Consider the following 24,584-nt stretch of genomic DNA (forward strand, 5'->3'; position numbering starts at 1 on the left):
CTGAGATGACTCCTGTATTCGTGATCGTAAAGAATCCTTGTTTTACCGAGTTGAGAATCATTCGCATGTCGTTATTGCGAGCCTCTACTTCGGCTGTGCGTTGAGCCACCTTCTTTTCTAGTCCAATGACATTGTCGAAGAAACTGCGAGCGATGAAGCATGCAGCAATCGACTCAAGCACCACGAAGGCGGCGTGTATTGCTACAACCCAGAATGGTGCTTCATAGTTGAAAATGCTCGAAGGAAGCAGCATCCATAGCAAGGCATGGTGTAGGGCCGCAGTCACGGCAGCGGCAACAATTACCATTGGGTTGGCAAAAACCGCCAGCAAAGCGATGAGCACGAAGAAGTAGAAATGCATCTCAATCTGCACGGGGCCCTGCCCAAAGTGCACGAGAAGTCCACCCATGAACATGGCGGCGATGCCCATCACCGTCGAAATTGCTCTTTTGGAGCTCCATGTTTTCATCGCGAGCAGTGGCCCGAATAGCACCGCCGATGTCAGCACAAACGCCATCAACGGACCGGTGTCATTTAGGTACGCAATCGCGACAAAGACGGGTAAATGCAAGATGAAGAAACAAGCAGCGATCTTGTTCATTCGCTCCAAATACGTTTCTTCGAATTCCGAAGTGACGTGCGGCAATTTCAAGTATTGCAGTGTCGACTGGATCATTTCTTTATGCCCCCGATTCGTTTCAGTATTTGATGTTTAGCGGATCTACAATTGCTTTTAGGCTTTTTGAAACCGCACACCCGTATAACGGGAGTCCGGCAACCTCATTGCCCTCAAGCGTATCTTGGATTATCTGATGGTCTTGGATGTCCAGGCCTCTTTTGCGAGACGTATAGCCGCCGGAGTATTTGATCTCGCCTGCATTGTTTGTGACTATCAATAAAGGTGCTGATTCGACGCCGTACTTTTCTTTGAGTTTGATGGGAGTGACAACGTCAACTTGGTATCCCTGCGTTAATGCTAAATCTTCCATTGCCTTGTCCTCGCCGATCAGGACGACTCGCTCGACCGCATCGTCAACTGGCTTCCTCTTTATGACATGCTTGAGGACGCGGCGAGAACAAGGGCAGTCGCCATATAAGAAATGGAAGGCGAACACCTGGCGATCCGAGTGAGCGACGTTGCTGACTTGGGACGCGTATTCGAAGTCTTGCCCGATTTCGGGATGTGGCAGGTTGACCCAATGTCCTACCATGAGACTTGCTGACACCAACAACAGGGCGGCAGCCCATATCGGTATCGCTAACCGACTTGCGGCACGAATGAATGTGAAATTGCCCATTTTAGATCCACTGTCTTTCAACTAGTAGCGACGTCGCCGGCCCCAATCAGGATGCGGTGTATTCCGCAGCCATTACCCCTCAGTCAATTTTGGCGACAGAGAACGCTAACCCCGAAATGTTCACGGAGCATGAAATGGAAGGGAATCTTTTTGGATCAGGTCAGACGAGCAGGGCAACTTTGCTCATCTTGACGTTTGTGCCGACTGCCGGCGGCAGTCCTGATCGATTGTCCGGGTATTTCCGCTTGCGATCCTATCAATCACTCTGACTTTTGGATGGAGCGGCACTCATTTCGAAACCGGTTCTCTTCTGTTGGTTCCATCCGCAAACGCGAGCTTGCGGACGCTACTGATTGTAGTTTGCGGCCAAAACCGCACCGTTGGCTCGGGGCAATTATGCCACCATCGACCAGATTCAAGTCTGCGGACGAGAATTGACAAGCAATCGCTTTTGCGCTCGCGTTTTCACTGGCCCGATCACGTGCAACGGCAATCGCATCAAAGCATGCCGTTCAAGCAGGAGTTGCCGATGAAGTTCTCTGATTCTGTCCGACTTGTTTGCACACGGGGCGGCCGGATCCATTGGTGAAGCCAAGCGGAGGAGACGATCTATTCAGAGACTTTGTGGATGTCGAAAGGAGTCAGAGTCCCGGGTTTCCGGTTGGCGGTGGGGCGTGATCGATCTGAGATGCCGGTCCCAAGATTTGTGTCAAGGCGGGACGTAATGCGGCAGCCCATACTTGATAGCCGGCTTCTTCTAAATGGATGCCATCGGATGAAACATTCGGCAATAACTTACCTTCCGAGTCGATCAGTTTTTTATTGATGTTGATCCAGTGTATTCGTTCGTCGGCCTCGCTGATCGCCTGTAATTTTTGATTGACGGCATCGATAGCGTCGACTAGCGCTGGGTTTTGATCACGAGGAAACATCGCAGTCAGAACAATTGGCACGTCGGGAAATCGACCGCGGAACTCACCGATGATTGCCTGGATCCCCTCCACGACGTCTTCGACGTGGGACTGATTGGCCGGGCCCACCCAAGGCAGGTTGTTGGCTCCCGCCTGCAGACAAAGAACCTTCGGCGAAACTCCATCGAGTTCTCCGTTTTGCATGCGCCACAGTATGTGGTGCGTGTTGTCGCCTCCCCATGCGAAGTTGGCCGCGTTCCAGCCATGAAAAGATTTTTTCCAATGCGACAGTAGTTTGGGATAGTCCGTCGCGGCCCAGCGTCGGGTGATCGAATCACCCTGGAAGTAGACATCGATTTTTCCCTGTTTTGTCTTGGCAGCGAGCTGCCTGTGTGCTTCCCGCGAGTTTTCATCGTCGGGACGCCAAGGATCATGAGAACTGGTTTTGTTTGAGTTTTTCGATTCTCTTTCGTTGAGCAATTCGTAGACAGCATCGAAGGCTGGCTTCGGCTGGCGGTCACGGTCGAACAGCAGCGGATAATTCGTCCGATCCCACGGAAAGTAATTGAGCCAGCTTTGGCCGTCGTGCAGATTCCAAAACGACACACGAGCAATCACGTCGCTGTATTCGTCAAAGAGCTGAAATAAAGCAACGTACTGGTCAATTGTTTGTTGTTCAATTTCGGCCGGCAGTCCGTCTTTGTAGGGATCAAAAGACTTGAGTTCGTCACGGTACTTTCCGTCTTCAGCCCACCAGCGGCCCCGTTTGACGACATCGATGTCGAGTTCCGACACGACCACCTTCAGCCCCAGATCGCGCAGCGCGTCAAACGTTTCGCGAAGTTGTGGCAGGGAATCGTCGCCGAGTTCAAAATGTCCTTGCATGCCGTAAGCATCGACGGGAGCACCAGCGGCTTTGAGCTTGGTGAGCAGCTCGATCAGCTTTTCGCGCTTGCCGGGTTTGTGGCCGTTGTAGTCGTTGTATATCAACAACGCATCAGGGGCGGCGGCACGTGCTGCCTTGAACGCCGTGACGATGAAGTCGATCCCTGTTGTTCGTGAGTAGACGGATTCGCGAAGCAGATCACCGTCCGTGTCTCCGATCGCTTCGTTGACAACGTCCCACATCGTGACGGCGTCACCGTATCGACTGACAACGGTTTTTACGTGCGTTTCAATCCGGCGGAGCAATGACTGGCGTGAAACGGGCCGATTGTCTTCTTCCATCATCCACGGATCGGTGCGATCGTCTTTGGCCCAAACGAGACAATGGCCAACAACTTCAAGTCGATTTTCGCGAGCGAAGTCAATGAAACCATCCGTGGCATCAAAGTTCCACTCGTCCTCAGCAGGGTGAATGCCTTGCGGCTTCATGCAGTTTTCGGGCGTCAGAATGCTGAAATGCTTGCGGATCAATGCGGCATCGCCTTCATTGGTAAGGATGCGATGACTAACGCCGACCCCCAACTTAAAACGATCTCCCACGGCTTCTTTCAACGAACGCTTAGTTGTGTCGTCGACGCCTGCCTGTGGCTTTTCGACCCGCGGTTTCGTTGCCCACTGCGATTTGGCCCAGCGGATGAAATGCTCGACATTCGGCCCGTCGGTGTGACCGCCATCATGTTGTCGCCACGCCACTGCTCCATCGAGCAGGTCGACATTCACTTCTGGCATTTGCTCGTTCAAGTAGTCGTCGCTGCGACCGAGGTCCTTCGCTCCGAGCAGTCGATAGACCGGTTGGGCAGCGACGGCGGCCATGAAGCTGCCCTGATGGTCTAGCCAATGGGCGTCGCCTCGCTCGGGAATGCCATGGCTGATGAAGGTCAGCCGCGGAGCACAAAGGGCCAGCATCATGTGGGAATCGACGGGCAAGTCGCCAGGGGTTTTGCGTCCAAACGACGACTCCTCGGCCGCATACTGCAGATAGTTCCCGCACATCCAGTGGTAGGCTCCCGAGCTGGCGAGGTTTTCGAGGCTCTCGCCAAAGTTGCGACGATGCAGCGCCGTTCCGCCGGCACCCGAGGAAGCAATCAGCCCCATAGCGAATCGTTCGTCGAACGCCATCGTCACCAAAGCCGCTTTGCCGTAACGCGAGACGCCCGCGATTCCGACTCGGGTTGCATCCACCTCAGGAACTTGTTCGAAGTAATCCAGCGCACGCGAGGCCCCCCAGCCCCACGCTCGCAGCGAGCCCCACTGATCGGGCTGACGCGGCTGACCAAGGTTCGTCAGACCGATAATCCCGCGAGTCAGGCCCACACCGGCCGGTTCGGCGTCCTCTGGTTGAAAACGCCGGCTTTGCCATCCACCGACATCCTCTTGAATCGTCGACGGGTTGATCATTGCACAGCCCCAGCCTGCAGCAATCAAAAGGTCGCGTTTCGATGGCGGTCGAGGTCCGTCGTCGCCGTCATGCTGAATGAAACGTGCGAATGGATTTGGGTCAAACGGAGTCCAGCCAAACGTTATCAGCACTGGCACGCTTCCTTTCGCGTCTCTGGGAAGCGTCAGTGACATCGAAATGTTGACTTCGATCTCGGGGCAAGCGGTATTGTCGACCTTACCAATGATGTGCTTTTGGATCGCAGGCTTGCCACCGGCTTCAACTTCGCGCGTTTCAACGACTTCCCATTTTACGTCCGGGACAGTTACAGGAATCCGACCGTACAAGTGCGTTTCAAGCATACGGACTAGCTCCGGCCTTCGCGTTTCATTCCACTGCTCAGGCGTCGTGACTTCTTCGCCCGCGGTCGTGACGAGAACTTCCGGCAATTGTGGGTAAGGATTCGCTTGGGCTTCGTCGTAATTGGCTCCGTTGGGGGCATTGGCGTCGCTATTGCGCCCAGGACGCAGCTTGGTAATGCCCAACTGATCGAGCATGTCTTGGTGATCTTGCTGAGTCGTGAAAACAACGGGCTTCGACTCCTGAGCCGACGCGGACGTGTCTTGGGCACCGTACAGGTATTCTTCAAAGAAGTCTCGCATCTTCTTGGCGTAGGGAACCCCATATTTGTCGAACGTTGCTTTGACTTGTTCGTTTGGCTTCCAATCAAAGAACGCGTGGCCGGCTCCATCGACTTGTTCGTAGATGGCTTCCTGACTTTTGGCTTCCAGCGTCTGAACGAAAGCTTCAACGCCTTCATGCCGAATCAAAAAGTCATTCGTTCCTCGCAGCAGGTACTGCGGAACCTTTCGCGTACTCGCTTGAGGAATGTTGTCTTGAGGAGCCACGGCCTCGCTCGCCTGATCACCAAGATCTTGTACAAATCGCCCTAAACCCTCGCTGGAAAAAACTCCATAGCTAGGTGCGGCAGCCCTGATCGAGGTGCTTAACTGTTGTCGAATATCAACCGAAGTTTTGCCGTCAGGTAAGTAGATGGGCTTGAACTGGAAAACTCCTGGTTCGACACCGAATCCGCCATCGCCAATTCGGTCGATCAACAACGAAGCCGCCGCGCTGAGGTGCCCTCCAGCACTATCACCGGTCACTCCCACACGATTCGGATCGCCACCGTAGGATTCCGCGTGCTCAACAATGTGAGCGATTCCACCAAAAACGTCTTCGATCAGATCCGCCATCGAGTTGGGGGCGTCGTCGCCATCGGCATCGCCGATCCAGCGATAATCCAGGCTCGCAACCACGAATTTACCTCCCTTGGTCAATTCGCGTGCCAAGCCTCTCATGATGTCTTCGTCATTGGTGGACCACCCACCGCCGTGAATGATCACAATGATCGGCAAGCGTTTGGCGTCCGTCGGCGAATAGACGTCATACTTCAGCGGCTTTTTGCCGGGTTGAGCGTAGACGACGTTGTGCGTGACTTGGACGTGGTCCACTTCGTCTGATTTGATGAACGACGCACCAAGGTGTTTGTCTTGATCGACGACGACCTCAAACTCTCCCGTCAGCGACTCGTGATACATGGCTCCCCATCGTCCTGGGACTGAGTAGTAGACCGAATCGACGGCATAGTCATCCGATGGAGTCGCCGTCAGTTTGAGCTTTGTCCCCGCGGGTACACGACCGTCTTCAGGCAAGGGTGGCTCGATGGAGATGGAGCCGTTGGTTGTCGAGTCAACGGTAACCTGATGCATCGTCTCCTGACCGATGGCCCAATTGCCAATGAAGCAAAAACCCAGCATTAACAAACGTAGATTCACGTCTTTGTTCCTTGTCGTGTTGGCTTTGAAATTGGCAAGCCCTCGTCATTGGAATGCCAACCAGTCAATTGTGCGTTGATTGTCGCGCCGTCAGTCATCTCTAGAATTCAAGCGGATGCCTAGGAAAGTTAGTCGCATTGTCATCGTGAACGAGGTTATTCGTCGAAATTCTTTGTTTCGATCGTCCATGCGTCGTCGTTCGCAAGTTGACTATTCTCACCAACAAACATTTTCGCTGCATCCTGCTTTTCTTTGAGTTGCCAGTCGAGCCAAGCGATCGCTACCGGGGAATACTCGCCGCCGTGCGGTCGACGGTAGGTGCCTCCATGACCGACATCTAGGTTCGTCATCACGAGGGGTACGTGCTCGACTCGCGAGAAATCGTCCATCGCGTTCTTGTAAGCGATGTCGGATGGACCACCCATGATGTACAAGACCGGGGCATGGAAATTCTTGAGGTCTTCCTTGGTTAGATTCGGCATGGCTGGCATCGGAGAAAGTCCCGGTAGAACGCCGCTGTTGCAAACAACCGTCGTCGTGATTCGTGGATCGCCTGAGATTTCGATGGCTTGTAATCCACCACACGACATCCCCATCGCGGCGACTTTGGTCGTGTCGATCTTTCCAAAGTAAAGGCTGTCGTCTTTCGTGTTCTGTGCGATGATCCAATCCAAGGCAGCAATCAGTTGAGAAGCATTCGTCCGCTGACGCGATGACTCATCTCGCTGCTTTAGTTGATCGAGTGGCCCGATGCCGAGCACGATGTATCCGTGCGATGCAATTTCATTGAGAAAGTTTTTGTGCTCCTCCGTAGTGTTTGCACACGCTCCATTGCCCCAAAGAAGCACAGGAAGTTTTTGCTCGTTTCCAAACGCGGCGAGATCGTCGGGGCGGTAGATCGTCATGCCAGCCAGCGTGGGTGATTCCGTAACGATTGCCGAATAAGGGCCCTGGCCGCCGTCTTCGATCTCCACCTTCTTCGGTGACTCGGGGACTTCCTCGGAGTTGTCTTTTCCCGTTAATGCGACAATGCTCGCGTAGGCCGGTTTGGGATTGTTGTTGCTGTCGAAGAGCAGCGGGTGCTGCCCCCATCGCCAGGTGCGTCGATCGTTCAAGCCCCAAAACGTAATGCGTTCAATGGCGTCTTCGTGTTTCTTGAAGATGGCAAACAGCTTGGCGTAGTCTTCGGCTTGTGTGTTCAAGTCTTCGACCGAAGGCGGCGCACTGCTTCGAAAGCGACGCCTGCCGAATTGACCGCCGGACTCACCGCGAATGGTAACATCGAGTTCGGTGATACTGACTTTCAGCCCCAAAGACGCATAGTCGGTGATGGCCTTCTCGATGTCCTCAAAGGGAACGCGTCCGCTACGCCAATGCCCTTGGATGCCAACCGCGTCGATCGGTGCACCGTCGTCGATCAGTCGCTTGAGAAGCACCATCGAACTGGCGTGCTTGGGGCCCGATTCGATGTTGTAGTCGTTGTAATACAAGACGGCATCGGGATCGGCCTCTCGGGCGAACTTGAACGCCAACGTGAGAAACCCTGGACCGAGCGTTTGTAACCAATTTGAGTTTCGGAGATTCTCGGTCTTCGCCGTTTCCGAGTCACCGCCGTCGTCGATCGCTTCATTGACCACGTCCCAGCTCTGCAACTTTCCTTTGTAACGCCCGGCAAGGGTGTCAATGTGTTCCTTCATGCGTCGCTTGATCTTCTCGGGATCGCGGCCGTCGAAAAACCAATCTGGAGTTTGAGCATGCCAAACCAAAGTGTGGCCGTGGATGGTCATTTCGTTCTTCTGAGCCCACTGCACCAAAGCATCGGTCCGCTCGAAATCCCAGCGATTTTCGCTTGGATGAACTCGCTCGGGCTTCATGCAATTCTCGGGAGTGATGGCAGCAAAATGCTCCGCGGCCAGCTCCAGTTCCTTTTCTGAATAGCGAGACGGTAGGTCTCCCGCCATTCCGACCAAAAATGAATTCTTGAACGCATTTCTAACGACGCGATCGATTTTGACATCGACCACCGGGGCGGGATCTTCTTTCGGCGGGGGCTTGGGAAGATCGCGGGTGGCGAGTGAATCCTGGCCGCCCCTTTGCCCAAACGACCGAGTGATCGCAAGGCTCTTTCCCTTAAGTTCGCCGTTGTACTCGATGCGAAACTCTCGCTCGCCAAACTGAAGAACCTCCGCGAATGAGATCGAGTCTTTGTCGACATTCACATCGACGAAGTCAACCTTTCGCTCTTCGTCGCGAGCGTCCACTTCTCCTTTCAATGTCGCGTCGCCAGCGTCATTGATTGCGATGTGAAAGTGGTACGTTTGCAATCCGAATTGTGATTCAAATTGGCAGTGCCATGTGCCTGTCAAGACTTCCGAATTTTGCGTCGGCTCTTGAGCCGGCGTGAACGTGGCGGACAGGGCCAGGCAACAAAAGCAAGAAAGCGTTTTGGGAAACATGCGACAAAATCCGTGTTGGGTTTGGAAGTGAATGGAATCGCTTGGCGAAATGATCTACTCCGATTGAAACAAAAGCGGAGCGAATTCTTTCAGGCTGCGGCGCCAAGACTGCCATTCATGAGCAGTTTCCGGTGAGAGGTAGTAGTGGGCGTCGATCCCCATTTCTCTCAATTGCTCGACGGATTCGGCGGGGTCGCCACCGCGGCGCCTCCGCCCGCCCGCGACTTCTTTGCTCCCGTAGCTGACAAAGACCAGATCGACTTTGTCTTTGAAGCCATCGGTGTTCTCAACGTCTTCCTTTCCAATCGTTGCTCCACTGAACAATCCGATGTGAGAGAACTTGTCGAGGTTGCGAAGAGTGATCGACTTGGTTTCCATGCTGCCCATCGACAGGCCCGCCATCGCGCGATTGGGCTGATCGGTCAGGGTGCGGAAGTTCTTATCAATATGGGGAACGAGTTCGTCAACAAGGACGGTCTCGAAATCTTTGATATCGAAGTTGCGGAGGCCTCCCATGCGAATTTCATTCGTCATCCCGTAGGTCATCACGATGAGGAACGGTTTCGCTTTCCCTTCGGCGATCAGATTGTCCATGATCAAACCGGCGTGACCTTGGGCGCTCCAACCGTACTCGTTCTCACCCCAGCCGTGTTGGAGGTACAGTACCGGATAGCGTTCTTCTTGGCTGCTGTCGTAGCCGGGCGGCGTGTAGACAAAAACGCGTCGTTCAGAGTCCGTACTTTCTGAATGAAAATAGATCTCGCGAACTTGACCGTGTGGCACGTTTTTGAGTGCGTAGAAGTCGCGGTCATGTGCCGGAATTTCGATCCCACTGCCCCAACGCATCGCGCCGAAAAAGTATTTGCTATTCGGATCCGGTACGTGAGCACCGTCGATGATCAATTCGTAGTAGTGAAATCCTTCATCTAACGGACGTGAGTAGCCAATCCACGCTCCGTCATCACCTTTGACGAACTCAGTGCTATCGCGAAAAGTTGTTGCCACGCTCTTTGCTTCCGGCGCGACGACACGGAACTTGATGCGGCCTTGGGAGTTGACTTGCGGATAGTCCTTGCCGGCTTGGTTGGTCGGTGCCGACTGGAAGTCGTCTTTGATTCCATCGGGGATGTTGTTGCCGGCGCTATCATTTTCCGATGGCATTTCCTCCGCTTTGGTCGCTGGCTCTTCGTCCGTGGTCGAGCTTGCCGAATCGTCATGGAACAGCATTTGAGCGAAGTGGTACAGATTGTTTCGCCAGTGAGTTGGATCGTGTCCGTAAGAGTCGACGTTCCAGACGTGTGGGATGTTGTTCTCTTTTAAGTATCGTTGCATCCGCTGACTGATTCGGATCAAGCCGTCTTTGTTTCCGCAGGACAAGTAGAGCAGTTCCAGTTGCTCTTTGGTTTTCTCCGGCTCCGAAATCAACTCCTCAGACGCCTTGGTGTTCGGCGCCGACGAAAAGCCTCCAACCCAAGCGAACGTGTCCAGGTTCGTTAGGCCAAAGTTCAGTGATTGACCACCACCCATTGATAGACCTGCCAATGCCCGATGCGAACGTTCTGTCTTCACCGAGTATCGTGATTCGATGGCGGGGATCACGTCGTCAAGCAAGTCTCTTTCGAACACAGTGAAGGCAGGCGCACTTGCCATGACATTGCCTTCAGCGCGATCGTTTTTCTGAGCACGCCCGTTGGGCATCACCACGATCATGGGGACTGCCTTGCCATCGGCGACTAGGTTGTCAAACAGCACGTCGGGAGTCGCAAATCGTTGCCATTCGGTTTCGTCACCACCGATGCCGTGCAACAGATACAGCACCGGGTACTCCTTTTCATCTGAGTAGCCAGGCGGAGTGTAAACATTCATCTTTCGAGTTGTGCCGACCGTTTTCGACTCGTACTCGATCATTTCCAGTTTGCCATGCGGCACATCCTCACGTTCTTTGACGATGTCGTCCGCAGGGTCCGGATAAGTTTGCTTGTCGTCGGGACCGAGTTCGATTGGTCCTCCAAATCCACCGCGTCCGCGGCGGGGTCGCTCAGGATTTGCGTCGTCTTGTGCTGGCGCTTGCACAGCCTGAAGCAGACACAACGCGAACAATACCAATATTCGTTTCATCATTTCGACCTTGCTTGTCAGATACTTGGAGAAGAAGAGGAGGAGTTTTTTGATACAGGCTTTCAGCCAATGCGAATGGCTAAGGTGATTCCTGAACGCGAACGCGAAAGACGCGCAGTCGAATCGGAGACTCGCGATTCCAGTCGACATCCAAGGTACCGACGAATGTCGACTGGTTAAGCCAATCGTATTTGCCTACAGGTGCAACGAATCGAGGGGTCGTAAAACGCAAGCCAGACGGCGGGGCACCGACACCGAAATTGGAGACTCGAATCAAGACTCCGTCGTCCGTGCGGAGAAAATACGTCGCATCCGCTTCAGTCGCTCCATCGCTGCGGGAGAGATTCCAGTCTACGCCACCGGGAACCACTACGCCCTGGATATCCGGACCTCGAAACTTCCCACCCACGATCGGAATGATCCGCCGTTTCCCGGCGGCGACCTCACCAAAATCGAGTGCTTCGCCTATTTTGATGTCGGCGGTGTAAACAAATTCGAGTGCTGGATAGTCAGTGGGCTCGGGTGCATCGAGAGCCGTTGATTCTTTTTCCTCGTCGATTTTGGAAAGCCCCGATCGCGGATATTGTTGTGCTGTCTGCCAGGCGATTTCTTGAAGTGTTCTGGCAAACGCCCCATTCCACAGCGGCCGATCGGCTTGATTGAGCTCTTGTGTGGCGGGCAAACCAACGGGGCTATGCTGGTACAACACCGCAAAGTGCAGATAAGTGTTCAACGCTTCTAGCGGAGCCGACGGATGAGCCGGGTCAACGAATAGCTCGTCTTGCTTCTCCAGTCCCGGCACTTCGTTCTTAAAGATCCGTGAGCGCAATTCGGCGGCGGCTTGAGACGTTGGAATGAGAAAGACAATGTCCTTGCCATTTCCATATTTCTCATTCAACGCATCGACTTGAGTCTCTCCCGCGCGGATGTTGCGAATGTTCATTTGAGCAAGTTGCTCGGGCGTCTTGTTGCGATCGGGAACTTCCCAAGCCCCTTCCGGGAAGTCCTGGTTGTCGATGTCCCCACCACCCCAAGACAGTTGGATAAGAAATCGCATCTGTGGATTGTGCTTCAAACCCAACTGGATGAAGTTCTCGACGCCTTCATCAGGAAAATGAATAGGTGACATCACGAAGACGTCGACATCGCCTCGCTTGAGAGCTTTCTTGGCTTGATTCGTATCTTCGGGCAACTGCCAGTGCTGCAACGTCCTCGACGCGCCGATCTTTTGCAAACCAACCAGCCAATGGTCTTTGATTCCCTGTGCCGTTGCCAATTCTTGCAATTGGTCAGGCACATACCACATCAGGCTGTGCGACGCGTAGAAAACTCGTTTACCTTTCAGCTCGGTTTTCCCGGCAACGTCAGCGAGTTCCTGAGCATTCAAGCTAGGAAGCACGCACGCAACAAACGCAAGCAGAAAGGTGGGGAGTTTTAGCATCGAGTCATCCTAGCAGTCGCTATAAAGTGGTTCGCTCCGGAATTTCGCCATCGAATCAGTGGCCGCCGCCCGCGAACTCGACGGTAACGGCGAACACAAGTGGGATCGAAAAATCACCGCCTTTGAGGAACTCGATTTTTGTCAGCTCCTTGTCGGATTCGGCGGGGATTTTCAGGTAGCGAACTTGTTTGCCGTTGGCTTTTATGGCTGATGTCGACTCAGGCACGTCTTCACCCGCCTGATAGGTCACGATGTGCTTGCCATTGATCAGTTCGTAGTCACTTCTCGTGCCATCGCCGTAGTGCCGACGCACGATCATGCTGGTCGTTTCGTCCTTGAACCTCGGGTAAGCCGCCCAGGCGACGCCGCCGAGCAAATGGATCGCTTCGACATTTCCAGAACAATCAATGCTGACCGATTCCGGCAATGTGCTTGGTCTTCGTGGTGAAGCTTGCTGCAAGCCAATGATGTTGGCGATGCGATCTCCCTGTGGGTCGATCAGCTCGAAGGGGATGCCTTCGACTTCCACTCGACCGTAGGAATCGAGTTCAAACTTGTCTCCGGGACGACCGCGGAAACCGGGCAAGCCATTGCTGCCGTTGATGGTTGCCACACTTGAAATACTCAGTGGTGCGTGCGTGCCTCGCTTTGCCAGGAATGACAACAAGTCAGCCATCTCGGCTTTCGTCATTGCACTTTCAAACCCCTCGGGCATCAGCGATTTGGCCGACGATGTCATTTCTTCGATGTCTTCACGAAGGACCAATTTTTCCTTGCCCTGCGTGTCGATGATACGCAGCGAATTGGCCGACTCACCCGCAAGCATTCCCGATAAGACGTTTCCGTCGACGGTCAGGATTTGATAGGTGCGGAAGTTGTTCTCAACGCTCCGCGATGGATCAAGAACATTGATCAGGATCTCTTCCTTGGGGTGCACCGACATTCCCGTCAGATTGGGGCCGATCTCGTTTCCCATCTCACCGTGGATGTGACAGGCGGCGCAATGCTTTTTGAACATGGCGATTCCGTTGGTGACTTCGCCTTCTTGCTGGGTTACCGGCATCCACTGATCAACCAAACTTTGCCGATTGGAAGTCACCATGGCGCCGCGTGACTCCATGAGCTTCTTCGCGCGAGCGGCGATAGAATCGGTTGGATGATTCAACAGAGCCTGACGTTGATCCAATTGCAAATCGTTGAACTGCACTTGGCCCTCAGCGATCGCGTTGAGTAGGTCTTCGGTGCTCTCCGCTCGCGAAAGTAGCAGTGTGAGAATCTGGCTTCCAAGCTTCGGCCCCAGCGATGTCCGCAATTCCAAAAGCGTTCCGGTCAACCCTTCGGTTCGGGCGGTTTGAAGGGAGCGAAGTGCCTCGACACCCGTTTCCGGCGAAAGCTGGGGCGTGAAAAATTCCTCCGCGGCGTCCAAAATTTTCGGACTATTCGGGGCGAGTCGGATCGACTGGTCCCACGCGCTCAACCGGGCGTCTGCCTCGGCGCCCGAATCCATCGCGGTCGTCAGCAATTCATCTTGGATTTCGCCGACGATCTCGTTCAGGTTCTCGACGGACCATCTGTCAGCGACGGCAAGAATGGCAGCTTTGCTTTCCACGGAGGTGTCGTCAGCAAGGAACCGATCACGAACCAACATTTGCGATGCTTCCGGCAGGCTGATCGTCAGATCTCTTGGCCAGCCATTGGCAAGACCTTCCCAAACCGTTACCGCCAAAGACGAATTCGGATCGATCAGAAGTAGTTGACCAATTTGTTCCGCAGTCGGACGATTGCGTGCGAGGTGTTCTGCCAGCACCGAGACGCGTTGGGTGATCGCGTCCAAGCTCGCTTGATCCATCTTTGTGATCGCGACGATGGCCGAAGTCGGATCGGTGGAAGCGGCTGACGTCCATGCATCTAGCAAAACGTCATCCGTTTGGATCGAAGGCAGTAGGCCGGCGAGACCATCACCGTCGATCGCATTTTGCGCATTCCCCTCGGCGACGCGAAGCAACACCGTCAAACGGACTTTTGGGTCGACATCCTTTTGCAGGCCAGCTTCAATTGCTTGGGCGAGCTGATCTTCGTGACAGAAGCCGACCGCTGCGTTTCGCACTGGGCTGGAAACGTGCTCGAAGCCGGATTTGCAAGCGGCAGCGAGCGACTCGGCTGCGGCCACACTGTCTGATTCCGCTAAACCCGAAAGCGTCCAAATCGCGTGCATTGCGGCGGGATTCAAGCCGATCTCGTCGACTTCTTCGCGATTGACCAAAGCAACCAGAGCTTTCAGAGTCGATTCATTCGTGGCTTCTCGCTCGACCAACAAACGCTGGGCAGCACGACGCCAGAAGAAATTATCGCTCTTTAATGCTTCGACGAGATCTTCGTTGCTTGCACTGGCAAGTTCCATGGTGCGCGACGGCGAAGGACTGCCGGACTCGTCCGCAAGCAATCGATACACACGTGCAAACCGTTTGTCTCTCAAGTCACTTTCGTAGGCAGCACCCTTGCCGGTCTGGAATCCGTTGGGCGTCGGGTTGTGCTGGACAATGTAGTTGTACCAATCGAGCACCCAAACATTGCCGTCCGGACCAACCTCGGACATGATCGGAGCGGACCAATCGTCGATGCTCGCGACCGTGTTGAACGCATTTCGGCTGCGATAGTTTGCACCGTCTTTTTCCAGAACGAATGAACCCACCAAGTGTCCCGTCGGACCGCAGACCATTTGGATACGGTTCCACCACGTTTGCGGATAGTTTCGTGCGGTATAAATCGCTGATCCACAAGCGGCGGTGTAGCCACCGTGGTAATCAACCTGGCGAATTTTGTCGTCGATCGGGTTGAATCGGAAGTTCTCCGAAATGGGCCCCAGAGTTTCCGGCGACCAACCCCCGACTTGATCGTAGTAGCGGTTGGGGATCGGCATGTGAACGCTAGGGCAACCGTTGGCGGTTGAACCGAAGACGTATCCTTCTTCGCTGAAACCAAGTCCCCAAGTGTTGTTGTTGGTACCACGAATGAACTCCAGTGCATCGACGCGAATCGTGTGTTCGTCGAATTCGTTGGTCGTCTTCTCGGCAACGGCACCGGAATTAGCATCGATCGCGAACGCGGGAGCCGTCTGGTCGGAAGCTCCGGCTCGCACTTTGAATCGCCAAAAACCTTGGCGGAATCTCTGTTGCGGTTCGCCGTTGATGACGGGCTGTGAATTGTTGTAGCCCTGCATGCCCCAGATCCAATTGTCGGGGGCGTACTGGAAATTGCTCACGCCGCCGTGCGTGTCTCCCATCGCCCAGCCGGTGATCAGCGACTGGCGAAAGTCAGCCTTGCCATCGCCGTCGGTGTCTTTGAGATAAACGGTGGTCTGGCCGTCTTGAACGATCACGCCACCGCGGTAGCAGACGAGAGTTGAGGGGATACTTAGATTTTCGGCGAAGACCGTGAACTTATCCGCTTGGCCATCGTTGTCGGTGTCTTCACAGACTTTGATTCGGTCGCGTCCGACGGCCGGCTTTTCTTTGAGCTCGTTCGGATAATCCACCGTTTCGCAGACCCAAAGGCGACCGTTTTCGTCCCAGTTCATTGCGATCGGTTTTCCTCTTAAACCGGCAGCTTTCTCGTGATCGATTTCTTGGTTGGGCCAGTTCTCGCCCGACTCTTTCGCCCAAATGGCGAGGTTTAATCCTTTCGGTGTCGCGTAGGCATCGATCGACTTTTCGGCCTGCTGCGGATCTTGCATCATTGAGAGCGGCTCGGCCTGAGTTCCCCACTGAGCGCCAGGCGTGTAGTTGGGAATCTTTGCGCCCACGTCGGTCGCTGAAAACGTTTCGTCGTCCACCGATGGCGGGTCCATCTCGGGCGTGGAGAACGGGCGATTGGCGGCGGTGACCGCCTCGGCCTTTGGTTGATCGGAATCGTCATCTCCAACGAACGCCGTCAGCGTTTCCCCGCACGCCCAGAGCGTGCCGCGAGCGATGAGCCGCTGGAAATCAACGTTGGACCAAGTGCGATGGTCGTGTCCCCAAGCGGTGTAGAACACTCGGCCTTCACCACTGGTTCGCACCCACGTGTAAGGTTCGCCATCGGGATTGCTGACCGGACCCGACTCACTACTGCGGGTCTCCAGCACCGTCTTATCTGGGTTGAGTTTGCTGTGTCGGTAACTCTCGTCCATCGATCGAATGGGATTTAGACCATTCATGATCGGATGATCGGCCGCGACAATCTTCGTTTCAAAGCGGGTGAATCCGTGACTTTGAAATTGTCCACCTACCAAGTCGATGTACTTCGGCGAATTCAAAAAGCAGAACGACGCGCAATGAACGGTAATCAGCCCGCCTCCCTGATTGACGAAATCCAGCAACGCAGATTCGGACTCAGGCGTGATGCGTTCGATGTTCGCGAAGATCATCAGACCGTCGTACTTCTTCAAACTTTCCGGGCTGATATCTCCCAGCTTCTCGGTGTACCGCAGCTCGATCCCTTGTTCGCGAAGCGGCTCGGCTAAGTGGCGGTAGAACTCGGAGGGTTTATGAAACCCAGAGTCGCCAAGCATCAATACTGAGACAATTTGCTTTGCGGCAACACGGGAGCCTGAGGGAGAAGAGTCTTCTGCTGACGCGAACGGGCAACTGATCAGAGCAGCGACCAACATGATCGTCGCTGGTCGAGTTTGAATGACGGCCTTCATTTCATATTCCGATTGTGTGAATTGTTGTCAATGCATGCCTGTGATCGCGGCAAGCAACGCACTCGAGCAAGGAGCGAACGAGGATGCGATGCATTTCATCGGCGGCAGGTCCGCTGTCTAGACCAAGCGACTCTACTTCCTGCAAAGCCCGTTTCCCGTTGCATTTCTTAAGGAACCGCATGTTGGTATTGGGGCCTTGTGCATTTTGGCGTTGGGCGACGCTCGTCGAAACGTGCGTGTACGCACAAACCGTTTCCGCGAACAAAAGTTTCGCACATTCGTGTGGGTTTGTCGATTTCGTTCAGCCACAGAGCGATGTGGATTCGGGTTGATGCACAAGAAACCGCCAAACCGCGGCAAACAAGCGATTTACTTTCAGGATCGATATGCAATTTGATTGCTCCATCAAGGATCGCTCTGTTGTTACGAATGCGGGCTACGTTTTTTCTGCGGGTCGAGATAAACTGCAATGAGCTGGAGGTATTTCACGCGGCGAGAGGTGATTCGATTGTGCGACAACTTGATCGATATGCTTGTTTGTGATGAAGCTGACCAACGCAGACCGGCCGGAACAGCAGCAATTCCGAATAGGATAAGTCGCGTAGACCATGACAGATTCGATAGACCAAGAGCGTGGACTGCCTCTGGCCCTGCGTGCTGCGTACATGGCACTTCACCGCAGCACGGATGCGAGGTTTGCACCGCATGGAGTGACGGCGGATCAATTCGTATTGCTGCTTGCTTTAAACGAGAGCAGCACGCTCACTCAGCGAGAGCTGGCAGACCGGATTGCATCCGACCCAAGCACGGTCCGAGCGATGTTGGTGCTTTTGGAGAAGAAGGGATTTGTCCGGAGAGTAGCTCATCCAACCGATTCGAGAGCCAAGTCGGTGAAGCTGACGCCGAACGGGAAACGTAAGCTTCGAAAGCTATGGGAAGTCGGGCAATCGATTCGTGATGAAATGTATCAATCGATGACGACGAAAGAAGCCGACATTCTAATTCGGTTGCTTCGTCGAATACCCGACATACTCAGCCGCGGAAGGACAACCGTCTAAGTTGCAACGAAGCAAGAAGTCTCAGTTGCTTCGTTAAACACAATGTTAGGCACAGAAATTTACATCCTGTTGGGCAAAGGAACAGCAGAGACTCGATCGATGATCAGTTCCGCTGAGCATCTTGGTTTCAAATGCCTGGCTGAGAATCCCGGCCACAAGCGTCGCCAATCGGCAATCCGATCAGCACCGTCGAAGCCGCCGCAAGTACCCCCGACAGGATTCGACCAGGGCCGTATTTCTCGGGAAAAAGTAGGCTCTGCGGCAAAGTCGGGACAGAAAGCGGGACAGGTTGAAAAGCCTCGTCGAGCTTTGGCCTGGCTTCTTCATCGGCGGCGTATCCGCCCATCAATTTCCGGCACGCACTCTGGCGTGATTTCGGTTGTCGCATCACGCGGCGACTTCTTCCGGCGTGTCTCCAACGACAGCGACATACGGGAACATCGGAGAGTTCGGAAGTGCACCAACGATCGACCTCGCTTCGCAACCGACCATCGGATCTAGCGTGGGCGCTGCTCACTTGGATTGGTTGCGTCGTTCTCAATCACTCCACTTCCTCTGCGGATCAGGTTTTGATCCGTCGCCTTCGCGTCTTCTGACTTGAGGCGGCACCGAGCCACTCTGGCTGCGATGAGGGCGTGCACCGAATCGACTGCAAATTTTCCTCGCTCAGCCGCCGTTTTGTTCCCTGGTGCAACAAATCGGGAATAGCCGTTTGCCAAATTCAGTTTGTACTTGACGCATTTACCAGGGTGAACGTCGGGCAGTTGGTCAACGTGGCCACTCGATTTTCACCTGATGCGTCGCCTCAATTGCAAGTTTTTGGCGAGCACATGAGTGATTCTCCGAATCGAAAGATCTCCGTCCCCAAACGATTGGACGCCCGTTCAACGCGGATTGAACTGCGGCGTCCGAAAACCGACCGATCAAGCGAACCCCTCGCATTCACGTACCAGCAAGCAGCGGACGCGTTGCAGGTCAGCGTGTCGACGATCAAGCGTCGCGTCGAATCAGGAGATCTCCACGTCGTGATGATCGGCACGCTCCCCCGGATCCCCAAAGCCTCGATCCAGCAACTGCTGGGCGAAGCGTAGCCGTCGGCTGCTCGCTCCTGGAATGGATCCAAATCCTAAACCAATCAACTTCTTAGAAAGGGCATCATGCCAAACCCCATTGCGTACAAAAAGTACAACAAGACAGCGTACCTCTTCCGTTTCAATCGACCTGATACAGGCAAGCGAACCACCTTGCGTCTGGGTGTCGTTTCGAAGTTCGTTGCAAATGACTTCGGTCAAAGGATTGACGAGATTCTGGAATGCAACAAGTACCAAACCGATTTGAGCCCGAAGCTCTATAGCTGGCTCTCGAAGCTGGAAGACGAGACCTACGACTTGCTCGTCAAGGCCGGGCTCCTGGCTGCCCGTCAGGCATCGACCCTGCCGCGATTGAAAGTCTTCCTTGATGACTATCGAGAACTCAAGAAGGGCGGTGGCGGACGAAGCGGCGGCTGGAAGCCTGGCACCTCGAACAATCGCAAGCAAAGCGCGGATGACTTGGTCCGGTACTTCGGCGAAGACAAGGCTCTCCACGAAATCAGTGCTGGTGACGCGGAGGACTGGTTCCAGTGGATGCAGAAGCCAGGTCCCAAGGGACGTGGACTATCCGCGGCCACCGCATCGAAGAAGCTCAAGGACGCTCGCCAGTTTTTCCGTTACGCGGTCAAGAAAAAACTGATCGAGGAAAATCCATTCGAAGATCTTCGAATTCCAACCCAGGACAATCCTGATCGGCTGGTCGAAGTGACTCGCGAGACGGTGCAGAAACTGATTGATGCGTTCGACGATCCTGAGTTCAAGCTGGTCCTTGCGTTGGCCCGGTTTGCTGGGCTGCGTGTGCCCTCGGAGGTTTCTTGCCTCACCTGGGATGACATCGACTTTGATGAAGAGACGATGCGTGTCTTTGCTTCCAAGACGGAGCACCACTCACGTGGTGGCCACAGAATCTGCCCGCTTCTTCCTGAGCTCGTTCCTTACCTCCAGGCCGTACGGCCAGCCGACGCAAAGCACGATGACTTCGTGTTCAGGCAACTACGAGGCCCGAAGTTGAATTTGCGGACACCTCTGCTTCGCAAGATTGAGTCGCTGAAGATGGAGCCATGGCCAAAGCTCTTCCAGAATCTACGAGCGAACGCACTGACCGACTTGGCTGAGGAGCACCCGATCCACAAGGTTTGTCGTTGGCTTGGCAACACGGTCGATGTAGCGATGCGACACTACGTGATCATCAAGAAGCGAGAATATGACGGGCCCCGCCAGGACAGGAAAAATCGCTAATCGATCAAGTGACACCCATTCCAATTTCCCTCGTTCCGAACAAGGAAAACAAGATGAAGAAGCCCAGCAAAAGTGGGAACGTTGAAAGACCTTGTCCTTCATCCATTTGGTTTGCTTATCACAAGCAAGCCACCACTGTGGAGATCAACCCCGTAGCTTCCGGCACGCATTCTCGCGTGATCTTGGGCGACGTATCACGCCGCCCCGCCGTCCGGCTCGTCGAGGCCAGCAGCTGACCACATCATTTTCGATGCAATTTGGTACGTCCTTCGAGGATTCGGAGGACGCACTTCTTCCTTTTACTATCCACTCAACATGGCGACCGTCCAATGACGACTCAGCCATGCCGACAGAAAGAAACTCTCATGTCAAAAAACAATTCTTTTCAATCAATGTTGGCGGACTTCGTCAACGCACCGATGCCCAACGAATCGAAGCGTCCCTGCGGACTGCCGAATCGTGCCGACCTCCTCGAATTGACGATCACCTACCTGACGCGTCAGGCTCAGCATTGGCCTGAACTGGTCGGGAGAGAGCTTCTGCCTGAGCATAACCCGGAGTCGCTCACCCGGTTGGTGGTCGAGTTCGAGAAAAGTTACGTCTCGGGTCAGTTCGTTTCTTCGAATGTTCTGGCGACCCTCGGATCCGACTCCCCTGAACTTGGTGCTGCCTACATCCGCTACAGCGACGCCAACTCGAATACGCGGTCGCTCGATCAACAGCTAATCAACGTTCTGCAAATCGCGCGGCGGGAACAGGTCTTCATCCCTTGGAACCGCGTTTTCGCCGACGCGGCGATTAGCGGGACGACGTCCGCTCGAACGGGCTACCAAATGCTCGGGAACTTGATCCAGTCCGATCAAACACGGGTCGCTCGTCTGTTCGTCGACGACCTTGACCGACTGAATCAAGAGCAGATCGAGTCGCTACAGTTTCTTCAACTGATAAATCTGAACAACATGCGTCTCGCAACCGCTAACGGCTTTGACTCGTCACAGGGAATGTCGAAAGTTGCCCGCTCGTTCAAAGCTAAGCAGAACAAGTTCTTCGTTGCCCAGCTAACGGGAAAAGTGTTTCGCCGCATGATACACGAAAATACCCAGAGACAGAAACTCGGTCTGCCGCCAACGGGACTCAAAGTCGTGCCCAAGCGGGAAAGAAAGCCGGAACGTTGAAAGACCTCGTCCTTCATCCACTTGGTTTGCTTATCACAAGCAAGCCACCTCCGTGGAAAACAACTCTGTACCTGACGCGTCAGGCTTAGCATTAGCCTGAACTGGTCGGGAGGGAGCTTCTGCCTGAGCACAACCCGGAGTCGCTCACCCGGTTGGTGGTCGAGTTCGAGAAACGTTTCGTCTCGGGCCAGTTCGACTCTTCAAACGCCCCGCCGACGCTCGGAGCCGAACTGACGCAAACATTTGGTTCAGCACAGCCCGTTCGCCACTGCGAATTTGATGCGTGTCACCCCTCGTGCCTAAAACGCTCGATCCGAGGTGATCGCTCCCATCCGCAGCGAACGGGCCGCTGAATCCAACGCCCAAGCTGAAGAGCATCGAGACTCTTCTTTAGCTCCCAAACCGTTTTCAAACTTCGCCACTGACCGAGTGCAGTTCGATATTGCCGGTCCCCTTTTCTTCAAAGAGAACAAATCATGACGAACCAAAACCAAAACCAAAAATCCATCTCCAAGACTCCGCCTGTCGCCGGCCTGCCCAGCGACGACGCACTCAGAGAACTCGCCAAAACCTACCTGAACAAACAATACCAGCACTTCCCCGAATACCATTCACTCGGACTCCTGCTGGACCGCACCGAAGCGTCCCACGAGAAGATGGCTAAGCAGTTCAGTAAAACCTACCGCTCGGGCAGCGTGCATTCATTTACGCCAACTTCGCAGGTTCCCGAGAACATGACGGTGGCCGCGTGCTACGTGCGTTACAGCGATGCCAACTCGAACACTCGCTCGCTCGACCAACAACTCACCAACGTACTCGAAACAGCCAGACGCTCCGATGCCTTCATCCCCTGGGAACACGTCTTTGCTGATGCCGCGATCTCCGCGACGACGACTGCTCGTCCCGGATATCAATTGCTGCGGAACATGGTTGAATCGACGGAAACCATTCCCGTGGTCATCTTCGTCGATCAACTTGATCGACTGCATCGCGATCTAGTAGAAGCAAATCAGTTCAGGAGGATCCTCGAGTCGCGGCATCGCCGACTGATGACAGCGGACGGCTACGACTCCACGAACGGGTTTGCAAAAGTTGCCCACGCGTTTTCGTCGCTGGAGGGCGAGATGTACATCGACCAACTTAAAGTGAAAGTCGATCGCGGTATGACCGACGCGTTCAAAAACGGAAAGCACGTCTCCGCACCACCAACGGGATACAAACTCGTCGAATGCAAGGACGCCGAGGGCAACGTTATCATCAATTCCAATAGCAGAGTGGAGAGAAAAGTTGTCATCGACGACGAAGCCGCTGAGGTTATACGGAGAATCTTCAAAATGTACGCCGAAGAGAAGCTCAGCCCGGCGAAGATTGCGAAGGTACTCGACGGCGAGTCCGCGCTCGAAGGCTCCAGATGGGGCCAATCTAGCGTGACACAAATGCTCAAGAATGAAAAATACATTGGACGCTGGACTTGGAAAAAAACCACGCGTGTCCAGGATCCTGTCACAGGGAAACAGCGTTCGGTGCCCGTTCCTGAGGAAGAGCGATTGGTAGTCGAATTCCCAGAGCGCCGAATCGTCCCGCAAGAACTTTGGGAGGCGGCAGTTTCCCGAATGGCGGAGGTATCTCGAGACACCAATCCGCCCAAAGGCCAACGAAAAACATCGCGGCAAGAAGCCTATCCAACGATGCTCTTCGATCTTTGGTGCGAGAAGTGCGATGCTCCGTTGCGGCGTTTTCGGTCCGTCGGGGACTATGTCCAAATGAGCTGCCCTCATGGGAAGGACGGCTTGCGGGGCTGCGACCTCAAGTCGTCCAAATCTCTCCGCATCATCGAAGAGTGTCTACTGACGCCCATCAAGCAACAACTCTTTGCCGACGGCTATGCCGAGCGACTCTGTAGCGAAGCCAACAAGTTCCTGGCGGAAGAGGCCTCCAAACCACCTGTCGACACGAAGAAGATCGAGCGGAAGGTCGCGTCCCTTACGGCGAAGTTGAAACGAAACGGACAGCGTCTCTCTAGCCTCGATGAGGGTGTGGCAGCCGACAGCCTGTTCGAGAGTATTCAGATTGATCAAAACGCTCTGACTGATCTGAGGGCAAAACTCGCACTCACGGCGAAAGCGAACTTCCGCCCCGAGCCGCTCGACGCCGAAACGATCCAAGAGTTTCTCGCAAACTTGCGTGAACTGCTGCACGACGACATCGTCAAAGCTCATGGCGTCCTTTCGAAGATGGTCGGTCAGGTACGCGTATCACTCGGTGAGAAACAAGGGCGAACTCACACGTGGCGAGCAAAGCTCAATCTAAACTCAATCCCGGCGCTGGTCGAAATTGGAAAGCAAAGGGATTGTCCAACCACACACTCACTGGAGTTCCTTCAAGTGTGTAGTTGGACAACGGACGATCAGCAGCGAGTGACGATCGTTGACATCCCCAATTATCAGCGAATTGCGGCAGCTGCGATCAAAATGTATCGTGCAGGGTCGCCGGTCAATCGCATTGCCGTGGCTCTGAAGAGCGATCCATCGACCGTCAAAAAAGCAATCGAGTGGGCGGAAAACAACGACACGGGCTTCATTCCACCCGCCGACTTCAGCGTCCGTCGGAAGCTTGCGAACAACAAAACGGCAAAGATCGGCCCCGAAGTCGTACGGCTGCGAAACCAAGGCCTCAGGTTCGAGGAGATCGCCGAAAAGCTCGGTACAACGGGAGGCACCGCCTCACGAGCCTACAAACAATTCCATTCCGAGAAGAACATCGCAGCTGTTGAGAAGGGAGAGCTTCTCGACACCGGAAAAAACAAACGAAAGATTTCGCCTGATCAGGTGAACCTGATCAGGACGATGCTCGCCGACAAAGGCCATAGTCAGAGAGCGATTGCCAAGGCGGTCGGCGTCTCGCCGTCCACCGTGCGTGATGAAATCAAACGCATGGCGACTTCGATGTGAT

13 protein-coding genes are annotated in these 24,584 nt (G+C 54.4%); 5 read left to right on the forward strand and 8 right to left on the reverse strand.

Features of this window, described 5'->3' with window-relative positions:
* The 7 genes from RE6C_RS06855 to RE6C_RS06895 all read right to left on the reverse strand — a co-directional run.
* Positions 1–601, reverse strand: a 601-nt coding sequence (locus RE6C_RS06855; RefSeq protein ID WP_201766870.1) for a hypothetical protein, incomplete at its 3' end; no start/stop codon positions are given.
* A gap of 97 nt (positions 602–698) precedes the next feature.
* Complete coding sequence (locus tag RE6C_RS06860; protein ID WP_039961404.1) at positions 699–1,298, reverse strand: hypothetical protein; 600 nt, start codon at positions 1,296–1,298, stop codon at positions 699–701.
* A 641-nt stretch (positions 1,299–1,939) separates the two neighbouring features.
* Positions 1,940–6,370 carry an endo-1,4-beta-xylanase gene (locus RE6C_RS32605; RefSeq protein ID WP_201766871.1) on the reverse strand — a complete coding sequence of 1,477 codons (4,431 nt, stop codon included), beginning with the start codon at positions 6,368–6,370 and terminating at the stop codon, positions 1,940–1,942.
* A 155-nt stretch (positions 6,371–6,525) separates the two neighbouring features.
* Positions 6,526–8,826, reverse strand: coding sequence for an endo-1,4-beta-xylanase (locus tag RE6C_RS06880; protein ID WP_008655101.1), 2,301 nt, complete (start codon positions 8,824–8,826; stop codon positions 6,526–6,528).
* A 54-nt stretch (positions 8,827–8,880) separates the two neighbouring features.
* A complete protein-coding gene (locus RE6C_RS06885) occupies positions 8,881–10,947 on the reverse strand; it encodes an alpha/beta hydrolase-fold protein (RefSeq protein ID WP_008655102.1) in 2,067 nt (688 codons plus the stop codon).
* Between the two features lie 76 nt (positions 10,948–11,023).
* Positions 11,024–12,385, reverse strand: a complete 1,362-nt coding sequence (locus tag RE6C_RS06890) for a DUF3237 family protein (protein WP_236618002.1) — start codon at positions 12,383–12,385, stop codon at positions 11,024–11,026.
* 55 nt (positions 12,386–12,440) lie between these two features.
* Positions 12,441–17,069, reverse strand: a complete 4,629-nt coding sequence (locus RE6C_RS06895) for a PVC-type heme-binding CxxCH protein (RefSeq protein WP_008655104.1) — start codon at positions 17,067–17,069, stop codon at positions 12,441–12,443.
* A gap of 608 nt (positions 17,070–17,677) precedes the next feature.
* On the opposite strand from RE6C_RS06895, the gene RE6C_RS06905 reads away from it, so the two are divergent.
* Complete coding sequence (locus RE6C_RS06905; RefSeq protein WP_039961412.1) at positions 17,678–18,127, forward strand: MarR family winged helix-turn-helix transcriptional regulator; 450 nt, start codon at positions 17,678–17,680, stop codon at positions 18,125–18,127.
* Between the two features lie 127 nt (positions 18,128–18,254).
* On the opposite strand, the gene RE6C_RS06910 is transcribed toward RE6C_RS06905, so the two are convergent.
* Positions 18,255–18,515 carry a hypothetical protein gene (locus RE6C_RS06910; protein WP_039961414.1) on the reverse strand — a complete coding sequence of 87 codons (261 nt, stop codon included), beginning with the start codon at positions 18,513–18,515 and terminating at the stop codon, positions 18,255–18,257.
* Positions 18,516–18,957: 442 nt separating this feature from the next.
* Here RE6C_RS06910 and RE6C_RS06920 point away from each other — a divergent pair, with 442 nt between their 5' ends.
* The 4 genes from RE6C_RS06920 (at position 18,958) to RE6C_RS06945 (ending at position 24,583) form a co-directional block, all read left to right on the forward strand.
* Entirely contained in the window at positions 18,958–19,218 is a 261-nt protein-coding gene (locus RE6C_RS06920) for an excisionase family DNA-binding protein (RefSeq protein WP_233215048.1), read from the forward strand.
* Positions 19,219–19,284: 66 nt separating this feature from the next.
* A complete protein-coding gene (locus tag RE6C_RS06925; protein ID WP_008655110.1) occupies positions 19,285–20,457 on the forward strand; it encodes a tyrosine-type recombinase/integrase in 1,173 nt (390 codons plus the stop codon).
* A gap of 365 nt (positions 20,458–20,822) precedes the next feature.
* Positions 20,823–21,632, forward strand: coding sequence for a recombinase family protein (locus RE6C_RS06935; protein ID WP_008655112.1), 810 nt, complete (start codon positions 20,823–20,825; stop codon positions 21,630–21,632).
* A gap of 476 nt (positions 21,633–22,108) precedes the next feature.
* On the forward strand, positions 22,109–24,583 hold the full coding sequence (locus RE6C_RS06945; RefSeq protein WP_008655115.1) for a recombinase family protein: 2,475 nt from the start codon (positions 22,109–22,111) through the stop codon (positions 24,581–24,583).
* The last annotated feature ends 1 nt before the right edge of the window (position 24,584 follow it).

Source organism: Rhodopirellula europaea 6C, from assembly GCF_000338295.1.
GTDB lineage: Bacteria > Planctomycetota > Planctomycetia > Pirellulales > Pirellulaceae > Rhodopirellula > Rhodopirellula europaea.